The organism is Nocardioides sp. WS12 (assembly GCF_014108865.1).
GTDB lineage: Bacteria > Actinomycetota > Actinomycetes > Propionibacteriales > Nocardioidaceae > Nocardioides.
Genome location: NZ_CP053928.1, coordinates 4568588 through 4581562 on the forward strand (window position 1 = coordinate 4568588; position 12975 = coordinate 4581562).

At 68.4% G+C, this 12975-nt stretch carries 13 protein-coding genes; 6 read left to right on the plus strand and 7 right to left on the minus strand.

Translation table 11 applies throughout. The annotated features are described in order from the left end of the window. Positions 1-20: 20 nt before the first annotated feature. A complete protein-coding gene (locus HRC28_RS22065; protein WP_182377511.1) occupies positions 21-365 on the plus strand; it encodes a hypothetical protein in 345 nt (114 codons plus the stop codon). 58 nt (positions 366-423) lie between these two features. On the opposite strand, the gene HRC28_RS22070 is transcribed toward HRC28_RS22065, so the two are convergent. Further along, positions 424-789, minus strand: coding sequence for a hypothetical protein (locus HRC28_RS22070; RefSeq protein ID WP_182377512.1), 366 nt, complete (start codon positions 787-789; stop codon positions 424-426). A gap of 229 nt (positions 790-1018) precedes the next feature. Here HRC28_RS22070 and HRC28_RS22075 point away from each other — a divergent pair, with 229 nt between their 5' ends. After that, a complete protein-coding gene (locus tag HRC28_RS22075) occupies positions 1019-1213 on the plus strand; it encodes a hypothetical protein (RefSeq protein WP_182377513.1) in 195 nt (64 codons plus the stop codon). A gap of 117 nt (positions 1214-1330) precedes the next feature. On the opposite strand, the gene HRC28_RS22080 is transcribed toward HRC28_RS22075, so the two are convergent. Further along, the gene (locus HRC28_RS22080; RefSeq protein WP_182377514.1) at positions 1331-2656 is read right to left on the minus strand and encodes an HNH endonuclease signature motif containing protein; all 1326 of its coding nucleotides are present in this window, start codon (positions 2654-2656) and stop codon (positions 1331-1333) included. 356 nt (positions 2657-3012) lie between these two features. On the opposite strand from HRC28_RS22080, the gene HRC28_RS22085 reads away from it, so the two are divergent. From HRC28_RS22085 to HRC28_RS22095, 3 genes are read left to right on the plus strand one after another with little or no spacing between them, the layout of a single operon-like run. Further along, positions 3013-3951, plus strand: coding sequence for a hypothetical protein (locus tag HRC28_RS22085; RefSeq protein WP_182377515.1), 939 nt, complete (start codon positions 3013-3015; stop codon positions 3949-3951). Positions 3952-3978: 27 nt separating this feature from the next. After that, positions 3979-5301, plus strand: a complete 1323-nt coding sequence (locus HRC28_RS22090; protein ID WP_182377516.1) for a hypothetical protein — start codon at positions 3979-3981, stop codon at positions 5299-5301. Further along, on the plus strand, positions 5292-6662 hold the full coding sequence (locus HRC28_RS22095; RefSeq protein WP_182377517.1) for a PQQ-binding-like beta-propeller repeat protein: 1371 nt from the start codon (positions 5292-5294) through the stop codon (positions 6660-6662). Before HRC28_RS22090 ends, HRC28_RS22095 begins: the two co-directional genes overlap by 10 nt. A 6-nt stretch (positions 6663-6668) precedes the next feature. Here HRC28_RS22095 and HRC28_RS22100 read toward each other — a convergent pair whose 3' ends face one another. From HRC28_RS22100 to HRC28_RS22110, 3 genes are read right to left on the minus strand one after another with little or no spacing between them, the layout of a single operon-like run. Further along, positions 6669-8123, minus strand: coding sequence for an aldehyde dehydrogenase (locus tag HRC28_RS22100; protein WP_182377518.1), 1455 nt, complete (start codon positions 8121-8123; stop codon positions 6669-6671). 39 nt (positions 8124-8162) lie between these two features. Next, a complete protein-coding gene (locus tag HRC28_RS22105; protein WP_182377519.1) occupies positions 8163-9332 on the minus strand; it encodes a hypothetical protein in 1170 nt (389 codons plus the stop codon). Next, positions 9329-10477 (minus strand): phosphotransferase family protein, encoded by a 1149-nt coding sequence (locus HRC28_RS22110; RefSeq protein ID WP_182377520.1) that lies wholly within the window; start codon positions 10475-10477, stop codon positions 9329-9331. The genes HRC28_RS22105 and HRC28_RS22110 overlap by 4 nt, the downstream gene beginning before the upstream one ends. Before the next feature lie 91 nt (positions 10478-10568). On the opposite strand from HRC28_RS22110, the gene HRC28_RS22115 reads away from it, so the two are divergent. Further along, positions 10569-11162, plus strand: coding sequence for a TetR-like C-terminal domain-containing protein (locus HRC28_RS22115; RefSeq protein WP_182377521.1), 594 nt, complete (start codon positions 10569-10571; stop codon positions 11160-11162). Positions 11163-11234: 72 nt separating this feature from the next. Here HRC28_RS22115 and HRC28_RS22120 read toward each other — a convergent pair whose 3' ends face one another. Beyond that, on the minus strand, positions 11235-12341 hold the full coding sequence (locus HRC28_RS22120; RefSeq protein ID WP_182377523.1) for a GuaB3 family IMP dehydrogenase-related protein: 1107 nt from the start codon (positions 12339-12341) through the stop codon (positions 11235-11237). Positions 12342-12366: 25 nt separating this feature from the next. Then, the gene (locus HRC28_RS22125; RefSeq protein WP_182377524.1) at positions 12367-12969 is read right to left on the minus strand and encodes a hypothetical protein; all 603 of its coding nucleotides are present in this window, start codon (positions 12967-12969) and stop codon (positions 12367-12369) included. Between the last annotated feature and the right edge of the window lie 6 nt (positions 12970-12975).

Consider the following 12975-nt stretch of genomic DNA (forward strand, 5'->3'; position numbering starts at 1 on the left):
GCGACCGCGCGGTCCGCGGGATGGTCGAGCGCATCGTCCTGAACGTGACCAACTGCTGCGACGATCTGCGCATGAACCATTTCGACGCCGATGCCGCGATTGACGTTGGTGCCTGGGACCGGCGGTACGCGCGAGTAGTCGACCTTCAGGTCGAAGGTGACATTGCCGCAGCGTTGATCGATCCCAACGGGGACGGCGCCGACCTGAACGTCAGCATCTACACCTGCATCGATGGGGTGTGGAGCGAGGCTGGCAGTGGGAACGGCGAACTCAGCATCCCCGGTTGGTTTCGCACGACCTGGACTGATGACGACCGGCTGATCCTGACTCGCACGGACGGCGAGGACGAAGACCACCCCTGCTGACCGCCCGCTCATCGGCAAAGCGGTGGTCAGTCCGGCGACGAGCCGAGTGCCTAGGTGCCTAGGGCAGGGGATGAAGCCAGCGCAGGTGCCCGCGCTGAATTTCCTCCCAGATTTCGTGCGCTGCCAACAAGGCCTCGTCCGGATCCGGATACCACGCCCGGTAGCGCTTTCGGATCGGTCTCCAGTCGCGATAGCTGCGGAACACCGTCACCTTTCGGACCGGCGACTTGCGACCAATGCGAGGTCCGATGAAATCGTTGACCACCAGATCGAAAACGAAGCCTAGAACGGTCGTCGAATTCCATTCCCGCGCATACACGCCGCGCATTGCCACGGTTACCTCATACTCGAACCCATCGGGACCGAGGGCGGTGAGCACGATTCTGGGCTCCTCGGTTTCTTCCCCGCCTGAGTTGTCCGCCACAGTTTCATTGTGCAGGACTGAACACAGCTCTCCTTGGCCGGACGCTCGGCGGCAGATCCGGACGTGGGGACATATCCTCGAACACATGTCAGCGAAGTGGACACGGACGCACGACGCTGTCGGAACGCAGGAGGCGCTAAGCGCCGTCGATCACGGGACCCCGTGGGCGATTCTCTGGTGCGGCGGTGGAGTCTCACGGTCAAGCGACACCCCGGTGGACCAAGATGGTGTGGCCCATGTGCGCCGCCACCTGATCGAACCTGCTGAGCGAGAGCGGCTTTTCAAGAAGGCTCAGCGCAAGGGACGGACCAAGACCGTCGTGATGGCGGAACGGTGGGAGACCGCCAACCAGGACCCCCTGATCATCTTCTACGAAACTGGTCCGTACCTGCTGCCCGAGCGCGACGAACCGACCCGGCTCTAACTCGTCTCCGCTCTGGTGCGCTCTCATCGGCATGGGCGTGCGGGTCCGCTGTCTCACTACTGACTTGCTCCGGGCATGCCGCTGGCCCCGCTGGTGGGCGGGGTGCGGGACGGGGAGCTATTCGTCAGGGTCGGGCGACCGGGGTGGGTCGAGGGCGCGGGTGCCGTCGGGTCCGACGAGGAAGTGTCGGTCGTTCGGGCTGGTCCAGAGGTAGTGGCCGGGCAGGACGATCGTGTAGCGCCATCGGCTGTGGGTCTTGGCGCGGTGATGTCGTCGGCACAGCGGGACCAGGTTGCAAGGACACGTCACACCGCCCTGCCCATGGGGTTTCGCGTGGTCGAGGTCGCAAGCGGTGGCTTGCTTTGGACAACTCGGGAACCGGCACTGGTGGTCCCTGAGCTCGACGCGGCGACGAATGCGGTCGGGGATCTCGTAGGAGTCGACCGGGACGCAATCAGCAAGGTCGATGACCGGTCGCACGATGATCGTGGTGTCGCGGGCGCGGAGCCATTCCTTGATCTGCGCGATGGAGATCGGTGCACGGCCTTGGTCCCAGCGGCCGACGGGGTTCGCGAACGGGTTGTCCTCATCGTCAGAGGTCAGGGTGGTGTCGGTGATGTGGACACTCAGTTCGACCTTGCGGCCGGGTGACTGGGCCACGACTTCACCGGTTTCCTCGTCGGTGAACAGCAGGTCCAGGGACAGGTCCTGGCGGGCGATGTCGCCGAGCGACCGGGCCCGCCGCACGCCCAGCGACGAGTCGTCGCCGAGCTTCCCGCGCTGGATCGCGCGCCGATTGAGGGCCTGGTCGACGTCGTGACCGTCGGCAGCGTCCACCGTCGCGTCGACGCGGACGCGTCCGTGCTGGTCGATCTGATCGAGATGGACGTCAACGAACAGCTCCTCGTTGGCGGCCTGGCGTTCGGCTTCGGCGCGTTCGGGGTCGAACCTGATCACCGCTTCCTGAACCAGCCGTTCCAGCTGAGCCCACCCCACACCGCCGACGGCAGCGAGTTGGCGGTCCACGAAGGCAGCCGCTTCAGCATTCAAGGGGTGGGTGAGGTCGGCGATGCGTTCGGCCCGCCAGGGCTCCAACCTGCCCTCGACCACTGCTGCATAGATGTTGGGGAGGCGCCAGGCGCACTCGATGATCCGTCCGACGTACGCCCGTCCACCGTCAGGGGACCTGCCGAGGACGGCGATGAGTTCCATCAGGTTGAACTCACTGACCAGGGGTGCGCCGGCGCCGGCGATGGGGACGCCGGTGTCGATGATCCCGTCGACGATGGTCGCGGCTTGCTCGGGGCTGGTGACGATGTTGCGCGTGGCCCAGGTCGCGATGTCGATCCATTCCTTGACCAGCGCAGCCTGGCGGACCTTGACGCCCTCGCTGAGATCGGACAGCAAGGCCCGGTCAGAGCGGGTGTCGGTTCCGAGATCCATACATGTATTACATCACCGACCACCGACATCGCGAAGCGGCGGAAACCCGCCTGTGGACAGGCGAAAGTCCCCAAACGGGCTGTGGAGAGTTCGTGGTCAGGCCGGGGGGTTTCGAGGCTCGCTTCGCTCGCACCTCAACCACCGGCTCGCCAGATTTCGTTCGCACCTCAACCACCGGGCCCGCCAGAATTCGTTCGCACCTCAACCACCGGGCTCGCCAGAATCCGCTCGCACCTCAACCACCGGGGCGGCGTCTCGATACGCGGCTCGCTGGCGCTCCCCGCTACTCGACGAACTTGCGCGGCCCCGCACTCGCCGCAACTCGACGAACTTGGGGGTTACGCAAGACTCCTCGCGTGCAGGTCGAACTGGAGGACGTCACCCCGCTCCGCTTCCCCGACGGCTCCCCCGTCCGCGCGGCCTCCGCTGTCGCCCCCTTCGGTGCGGGATTCCTCGTCGTTCAGGACGACGCGACGCACGCGGCGTGGTGCACGCCCGACCGGGTGACGGCAGTCCGGCTCCTCGATCCGGTCGAGGGCCTCGACACGTTCGAGAAGCACTCCGGCACGAAGCACCTCAAGCCCGACCTCGAGGCGGCCTGCCCGCTCGAGATCGACGGCCGGCCCGCCGTCCTGATGATGGGCTCCGGTTCATCGGCAGCACGGATGCGCTGGGTGCTGGTCGTCCTTGAGGACGGCCAACCGGGGGTCACCGTCACCGACATGACGCCGCTGTACGCAACGGTCGCGGAGCAACTGCAGGTCGATCCCGACGTCCTCAACCTCGAAGGCAGTTGTCTGGTTGGGGGCAAGCTGCGCTGGTTCCACCGCGGCCTGCCGGCGGCCGGAATGCCGTCGGGAAGCGTGGACCTCGACCTCGCACAGGTGCTCGCGGCCATGACCGGCCAGCTACTGCCGCAAGCCGTCGAGGTCACGAGCTCCCGCAGCTACGACCTCGGACAGAGCCACGGCATCGGACTGGCGGTCACCGACGCCGTCGCCCTGCCTGACGGCAGCGTGCTGGTGAGCGCCGCCGCCGAGGACAGCCCCAACGTGATCGACGACGGCCCCGTCACCGGCAGCGCGCTGGCGCTGCTCGTCAACGACGTCGTCACAGATGTCTTACCCCTGCCGCTGATCAACGGCGAGGTTGCCAAGGTCGAGGGCCTGATGGTCATCGAGGACGACGGTGACCCGAAGCAGGGCACGATCCTGCTGCGTGCGGTCGTCGACGTGGACGATCATCTGGCGCCGTCGCTCGCACTCCGACTGCGCCTACGGCCCGCCGGGGTTTGAACCCGGGCCGTGGGGAAGGGTGTCCCCATGGATTCTGCTGTTCTGGGGCGGCGAGCCCTGCTTCTTGGTGCCGCCGCGACGACGCTCACTGGCTGCAGCGGCAGCTCCTCCGACCCGAAGGCGGGAGCCTCGTCCAGCCCGTCGTCATCCGGGCCGATCATCCACGGACAGGACGCAGGGACGGTCATCCTCGACGCGGACATCGACGCGCTGATGGGCGAGCTCAATGGTGCACTGACGGCCAGGGACCCCCGCGCGATGGCGGCGCTCATCCCCGGCCTCGACGTCAGCGTGTGGCAAGGCCGGCTGGACACGCTCGCGAAGTTCCCGGTCAAGGAACTGCGCTTCGGCGTCGACCGGACGTATCTCGGACGGCAGAGCAACGCCAGCGGCGGCCCGCTCAACACCGACCTGTCGCTGTTCCTGATCCACCAGATCGAGGGCGCCGACGGCCTCCCGGTCGTCCAGCAGTACTCCGCGAAGATCAGCAAGGACGGCCCGAAGGCAGCCCTGGCGCTCAGCGACGTCGAAGGTCCCGACGGCTACAACTCCCCCGCCCCGTGGGACCTCAAGGGCGACTGGCAGGTGCTGACCGCCGAGCACGCGGTGCTGGCGTTCCGCAGCAGTGACCGCGCCGCGGCCCAGCGCTGGCTCAAGCCGCTGAGCGAGGGCGTTGGCCGCGCACTCCAGGTCATCACTGCGCCGGGTGGCGCCACCAAGGTGCTGCTCACGATGGACAAGCCCGACAGTCCGCTGTTCCTCGCCGGCAAGGCCGCGAAGGACTCGGTGGTCCGCGACCGCGCCGGGTTCGCCTCGATGGCCGACTACCTCGACCCCGAGAAGCTCACCGTCGAGGACGAGACCGGCGGCAAGGGGGTGCCCTTCTACACCGGTCGGATCGTCATCCACCCGACCTTCATCACCGGCGACGGGTACGCCAGCGACCTGGCGGCCCACGAGACGGCCCACGCCCTGGCGGGGCAGTGGGGCTTCGAGAACCCCACCTGGGCGACCGAGGGGTTCGCCATGTGGGTGGAGTCCGACGGTGGCTCCGGCGTGATGAGTCGCTACGGCGGCACGATCCGCAGCGCCTTCCCGTCCTACCGCGCCCGAATGAAGGGCAACGAGGGCCTCAGCCCCGGCGACTTCCAGAGCGGGAACGTGAACGCCAACTACTACTGCTCCGCCGCGATCTTCGCCTACGTCGAAGACGTCCACGGCCGGGCGAAGATGCTGGACCTGATCCGCGAGCTCTACTCGAAGTACAGCGCGGTCGACCAGTCCATGTTCAAGAAGGTGGGCGCCCGCAACCTCGGCGACCTGATGGCCAAGACGGCGGCGTGGCTGTGAGGGCGCGTCGCGGCTCGGCCGCCGCGCTCGTCGTACTGCTGGCTCTCGGCGCTGGGGCATGCAGCGGCGATCCCGAGGACACCTCCGGCAAGCCGACGGCTCAGGCAACACCGGACAAGCCGCCCACCGGCGTCGACCCGGCATGGCTGATCCGATCGACCGGAACCCGCGAGTCGACAGAGTACGAAGCCGAGGAGCAGGCCCTCTTCGTCGACGGCGACGTCGGCGTCTACGCCGCCTACGACACCATGCTGGGCGTTTCCCTCGACGACGGTTCGACCGTCTGGTCGAACCCGATCGACCTGCGCGGCGAGGTCCCGAGCGCGATGGGCAGCAAGGCCACCGCCGACCACCACTGGCACTTCACGAGCTATCAGCCCTTCGACGCCGGTGACCGGAGCGGCCATCGCCTCTACACGATCGACGTGCGGGACGGCACGATCGTCAACGACGTCGAACTCGACACGTACCCCAAGGCTCCACTGATCAACGTGGACGGCACGGACTACCTCGCCATCGACGAGAACGTCTATCGGATCAGCGCGGGCGGGATTCTCGTATCGGTCTGGTCCGTCCCGACGACTCTGGGACAGGCTTCCATCCAGGACCTCGCACCGGTGAAGGGGACCTCGTCGCTGACGATCGCCCTCGGCACCTACAACGGCAGCCCCCAGACCTACGTCGGCTACGACACGGCTACCCAACAACAGCGGTGGATCCGCACCGCAGAAAAGATTGCCTCCTCCGCGCCGGGCGACGCCGCGGACGTCGGCATGGTGGGCGACGGCCGACTCCTCTCCCAGCGGTTCTACCGGGGCGGCGACGAGTGGCAGTACGTGTGGCTCCTCGATCCGGCGACGGGCGCAACCCGGTTCAGCCAACAACTCCAGGCTGACGCGATCAAGGGGAACGCGGAGCACCGGTTCCATGTCTGGACCAACTCCATCGGCCCCGAGAACCCGTACAGCGTCCAACTCGACGGCGACGACCTGCTCACCGAGGACGGCGAGGCCGTCACCCGTTTCAGCCTCGCCACCGGCGAGGTCCTGTGGCGCTACGACCTGGGCGAGTTCCCGCACTTCGGGCCGCTCAGCGACGACGGGAACCAACTGCTGGTCAACGTCCCCGGCAACACCAACGGCTCGTTCCTGTTGCTCGACGCGGCCACCGGCAAGAAGGTGACGGGCTGGAGCCTCCCCAGCGAGTACGCCGAAGGGTTGGCGTCCGCGCCGTTGATGACCGTGACCGACAAGGGCCTGCTGCTCGGACGCAACCAGAGCATCCTGTCCGGAGTGGTCAACGACGACGCGGTGCCCACCGACGCACTGAACGACGTCGGCGCCTTCACCTACCGCTACTGACGGCCGCTACATCGCCGGCGCAGACAGGTACACCGACTTGATCTCGGTGTACTGCGCGAGCCCTTCGGGACCGAACTCGCGGCCCGTGCCCGAGGCCTTGAAACCGCCGAACGGCGCCGCGAAGTCCATCGTGTACGTGTTGATCCCGTAGGTCCCGGTCCGCACCCCGCGGGCCACCTCGAGGCCGGCTTCGTGGTCCGCGGTCCAGACCGTCCCGGCGAGTCCGTACTCCGAGTCGTTGGCGATCCGCACGGCATCGGCCACGTCGTCGTACGCAATGACCGACAGGACGGGACCGAAGATCTCCTCCTGCGCGATCCGCATCTTGTTGTCGACGTTCGCGAAGACGGTGGGCCGGACGTACCAACCCTTGTCGAGGCCGTCGGGACGACCGTCGCCACCAGTCAGCAACCGGGCGCCTTCGTCCTGGCCGATCCGGATGTACGACGCCACGCGCTCCTGCTGGCGCGCCGCAACCATCGGACCGATCTCCGTGGCCGGGTCCATCGGGTCGCCGACGACCATGCCGCCGATGGCGGAGGCGAGGGCCTCGGCGAACGCGTCGTGGCGTTTGCGACTCACCAGCACGCGGGTCTGGGCGACACACGCCTGGCCGGAGTTCATCACGCCGAGGAACTTCAGGCCCTCGATCGCGGCGGTCTCGTCGGCGTCGTCGAGGATGATCGCGGCGGACTTGCCACCGAGTTCGAGGGAGACCCGCTTCAACTGCTGGCCGCAGATGGCACCGATCAGGCGCCCAGCAGCGGTGGATCCGGTGAAGGCGACCTTGTCGACGCCGGGGTGCCGCACCAGGTGCTCGCCCACTTCGCGACCACCGGCGACGATGCTGACCACGCCTTCTGGAACGCCCGCCTCGATGAGCATCTCGGCGAGCAGGTAGCAGTCCAGCGGCGTCTCGGGCGCGGGCTTCACGACGACCGTGCAGCCGGTGAGCAGCGCCGGGATCAGCTTGGACAGCACCGTGAACTGCGGGACGTTCCACGGCGGGATCGCGGCCACCACGCCGACCGGTTCGTGCCGCACGAGGACGTCGGTGCCGAGCACGCCGGGGCGCGTCGACTCCCACGGGAACTCCCGGGCGATCGCGAGGAACGCCTCGATCTGCATCCACGGTGCCGGTGCCTGCGCGAGGCTGCTGAACGAGATCGGCGACCCCATCTCGGTGCTGATCACGGTCGCCATCTCGTCGAGCTTGGCGGCGTAGAGACCCGACAGGTTCTGGACGATCGCGATCCGCTCCTCCGGCGCCATCCGCGGCCACGGGCCCTCGTCGAAGGCCTTGCGGGCAGCGGCGACCGCGGCATCGATGTCCGCCGTCGAACCTTCCGGCACCCGCGCCACGACCTCCTCCGAGTGCGGCGAGACCACCTCCAGCACGGCGTCGGTCGCGGGCTTGCTCCACGTGCCACCGATGAAGAGGGCGTCGCGGTCGAGAGTCATGGGGGTCTCCGTTTTCGTTTGATCGAACTTGTCGAGATCTCAGGGGGCGAGGTCGAACCAGTCGGCGAAGCCGCTGGGGTCATGGCGACCGAGGGCGCCGTGCTCGAAGAGCCCCCAGCCTTCGGCACCACCGGATACGTCGACTCCGGCGCCGTGGGCGACGGCATGTCCGACGTGGTCGATCACACCGAACATCACCCGCCCCGCAACGGCCGGGTCGTTCATGTCGTAGGTGAGCCGCTCGGTGAAGCCGGCGCCCTTCCAGACGCCGTGCGTCCAGTCGGAATCGCCGCCGTACCCACCACCGACATGGATGGGTACCGGCAACTTCGAGCTGACTTCCAGCACCAGCGATTCGCCCGAGGGAGTGGTGCAGTGGATGGTCGCGCCGGTCGGGATGCGGGTGCCCGGCGTGTAGCGGATCTCGACGCGCGGCCAGCCGAGTTGCTCGACCCGGCCGTCCTTCCAGATCCGCGTGCAGTCGTTGAGCGTGCGGAAGCCGTCGGGCGTCTCCTGGATGATGATCACGACGCAGAAGTCGTCGAAGCGCATCGGGACGTAGAGCCACCACATGCCCTCGAAGGCCGGGTCGGCCGGCTTGCCGCCCGGCGCCGCTTCGCCCACTGGGCGGACTCCCCACGACCGGTCCCGCGAACCCACCCAGCGGTCGGGTGTGACCGCGATGTCGGCGCCGTCGACAGCGATCGTGCCCTCCCAGGTACCAACCTGCGCGAACCGCTGGGCGTCGAGGATGGTGTTCGCGCCCTGGCGCATCACATGCGGCAGTTCCTGAACGACGTCGAAGGAGCCCTCCCACGTCAGGTCGAGGGCGATCCCCTCGGTCTCCTCGAGCACCACGCGCAGCTTCCGCAGCGGCTCGAGGATCTCGATCCGGTAGTTGCCGACCTGCTGCGCCATCCGGTCCGCGCCACGCGGATCGGCGGCGTCGCCGAGGTGCAGGGCCGTCTGCTCGCGCCGCCCCTCGACCTCCCGGCTCAGCAGGACGAAGGCGTCCTTGGTGCCGAGGTTCGGGTAGAACCCGAGCCCGGTGATCAGGAACAGGTCACCGGTGCGGTCGTGGGCATTGAGGTAGCAACGGTCGTAGAAGTTGCGGTCGCTGCTGCCGGCCCACGCGATGGGGCGCGGCAACTGGTGGATCGGGTACTCGTCGAGCGGACCGAGGCCGACGTACTCGTCGTGAAGGCTCATGCGCCGACCTCCGCGAGCATCGCCTCGAGCAACGGCCGGTGGTGGAAGACGGACTCGGGATCCTCGGGACGTGCGATCTCACCGAAGTGGATCTGGCGCGCGCTGGTCCGCAGGAAGACGCAGCCCCAGAGCACGGCCGCATGGAGCTGGTACCAGGTCAGGTCGCCGACCTCGACGCCACTGGCCGCCGTGTACGTCGACGCGACGTCCTCGGCGCGCAGGACGTCGGGCATGCCGGGCACCCCCAGGCTGGTGGCGATCGTGTCGAAGACCCGGTGCGCGAAGACCATCCACCCCAGGTCCAGCTCGCGCGGGCCGATCGTCGCCATCTCCCAGTCGAGCACGGCCACGGGCGTGAAGTCCTGGAACATCATGTTGCCGATGCGGGCGTCGCCCCAGACCAGGACGGGGTCACCCTCGTCGGCAGGCAGGTTGGCCTCGAGCCAGGCGAGCCCGCGCTCGATGAGCGGTGAGGGCTGGCTGTCGGCGTCGGCGCGCTGCGCGAAGTCGTACCAGGAGCGGGTGCGGGCCAGGTTTCGCGCCAGCGGAGTCGCACCGTCGGCCCCGGTCACGGCCGGGTCGAGGAAGGCGAAGGTGGTGGCCGCGTCCGGGATGGCGTGCAGCTTCGCGAGCACCTCGACGCTCGTGTCCTGGAGGTGCCGTTGCTGCTCGGGCGTCGCGTCGTGGAACCAGTTGTCGCCGAACGTGTAGGGCAGCACATCGGGCGGGACGATGCCCTCGATCCGCTCCATCAGGAAGAACGGAGTGCCGAGCACCTCACCCGTGGGCTCGAGCCAGCTCACGGCCGGCACGGGCACGTCGGTGAGTTCGGCGGCGAGCCGCATGGCGTCGTACTGGTCGCCGAGGCGGTACTCCTCGAACACCGGCAGGTCCTCGGGCGCCGGCGCGACCCGGGCGACGTACGCGCCGGTGACCCGCTCGCCGTTCTCCGTCACCGTGACGTCGAGCAGCACGGTCTCACTGGACATCCCGTTGCTGTCGACCCCGGCGAGCAGGGACACCGTCGGGTCGGACCCGGCGGGCAGCACGGTGGCCAACCAGGCTTCGAGCTGGTCGTGAACCGCCGACTGGTCGCGGCTCGAGCGCTGCAACGTCATCTCGGCAGGCAACTCTGACTGCGACATGGGGGGCCTCCTGGATTCAGCCTGTTAGAACGTGTTCTAGTTGTCAACGGAGGATTACGGTACCTTCGGTGTCGTAATAGGGGAAGAGGTCATGGGGAAAGACATCGACGAAGTGGTCCGCGGCGCCGGCAGGCCGCGAGATCCACGCATCGAACAGGCGCTCCTGGTCGCCGTACGCGACCTGCTGGTGGAAGGCGGCTATGCCGCGGTGACCGTCGCGGCCGTCGCCGACAGAGCAGGTACGACGAAGGCGGCTCTGTATCGACGGTGGCCCGCGCTCCCCCACCTGATCCACGAAGCCGCGTTCCCCGGCGAGCTCGCCGAGGACCTCGTGCTGGGAAACGACCTCGCCACCGACATCACCGGCGTCGTCCGTGGAACGCGCGACACCCTCTGCTCACCGATCGGCGCAGCGGCGCTGCCCGGCCTGCTCGCCGAAGTGGGCGCGTGGCCGGACCTGCACGCCGCGATGATGCGGCGGTTTGCAGGGGTGTTCGCGGCCCTCGAGGACCGCCTGCGCACAGCCGTGGCCAACGGCGACGCCCATCCCGAGGCGCGCGCGGACGACGTACTGCGCCTGGCGATCGGGGCCGTGCTCGCCGGCCTCCTGCTGACCCCCAGCGAACTCGACGACGCCTGGGTCCACCGGACGTCGGCGACACTGATCCGCAGCCTTCGCCCCTGACTGCGTGACAAACCCCAAGTCGACGGCGACAAACCCCAACTCGGGCGAGACAAACCCCAAGTCGGCGAGGGGTCAGCTGGAGACGACCTCGACCCGCTGGAACTCCTTGAGCTCCGTGTAGCCCGTGGTGGCCATCGAACGCTTGAGGGCGCCGACGAGGTTCATCGTGCCGTCGGCGACGCGGGACGGGCCGAAGAGGATCTCCTCGATCGTGCCGACCTGCTCGAGCTGCACGCGCTGGCCGCGCGGGAGGTCAGCGTGGTGCGCCTCGGCACCCCAGTGGAATCCGCGACCCGGTGCGTCGGTGGCGCGCGCGAACGGCGAGCCCACCATCACGGCGTCCGCCCCACAGGCGATCGCCTTGGCCAGGTCACCGGAGGTACCGATGGATCCGTCAGCGATCACGTGGACGTAGCGGCCGCCCGACTCGTCGAGGTAGTCGCGGCGCGCGGCGGCGACGTCGGCCACGGCGCTGGCCATGGGCACGGCGACACCGAGAACGGTGCGGGTCGTGTGGGCGGCGCCGCCACCGAAGCCGACGAGCACACCGGCAGCACCCGTGCGCATCAGGTGCAGTGCGGCCTGATGGGTCGCGCAGCCGCCGACGATGACCGGGACATCGAGTTCGTAGATGAACTCCTTGAGGTTCAGCGGCTCGGCCTGGCTGGAGACGTGCTCGGCGGAGACGGTCGTGCCGCGGATGACGAAGAGGTCCACGCCGGCGTCGGTGACGACCTTCGCGAACTCCTTGGTGCGCTGCGGCGACAACGAGCCGGCCACGGTCACGCCGGCGTCGCGCATCTCGCGCAGGCGCGCGGTGATGAGTTCGGCCTTGATCGGCTCGGTGTAGATCGTCTGGAGGCGACGGGTTGCCTCCTCGCCCTGCAACCCGGCGACCTCTTCGAGCAACGGCTCCGGGTCGTCGTACCGGGTCCAGAGACCCTCGAGGTTGAGCACGCCGAGACCGCCGTGGCGGCCGAAGGCGATCGCGGTCGACGGCGACATCACCGAATCCATCGGCGCGGCGATGATCGGCAGCGTGAAGGGGTACGCGTCGATCTGCCAGTCGATGCTGACTTCCTCCGGGTCACGCGTGCGCCGCGAGGGCACGATGGCGATGTCGTCGAAGGAATAGGCACGACGCGCGCGCTTCGCACGGCCGATCTCGATGTCACTCACCGGAGAAGGGTACCGGTCGCCCCGTTCAGGCGAGGGCCTCCATCAGCGGTGCCGCGATCACGTCGTGCACCTGGGACTTCAGCCGGGCGAGCGAGACGATCGCGGCCAGGCTCTCGCCGACCTCTTCGGTCCGTACGAGGTGGTGGTTCGGAAGCCCCAGGAACACCGGAGTGGTCCCGTCGTGCACCGCCCAGGCCGGCACCGTCTGGCCTGGCAGGAACGCGAAGGCGACCCGTAGTCGGCCCACCTTGCGCGCCAGTCGTTGGGTGCCCTCGATGGCGGTGGCGACGTCGGTGCGCGGCCGCGCGTCGATGGCGAAGGCCCGTTGGCGGACAGCGAGTCGCCAGAACACCAGCGCGTCCGCCTGCTGTTTCCGGGGTACGACGAACGCCTCCTGGTGGCGCACCCAACTCTGGATGACCGGGTCGGCCACCGGGGTCGCGATCCGCGTCAGCACGAACTTGGCCCGCTGGCCGGACGGCGTCAGCGCCTTGGCGTGGCGACTGTGCACCGGCTGCCAGCCGCTGACCGGGCCGCCGTCGACCCAGTGCACGGGAGCGCCGACGAGCCGCTCGAGGACGCGGTCGTCGAGGCCTGCCTGCAGAATCGTTGAGGTGTCGCGCGGCATCCGCCG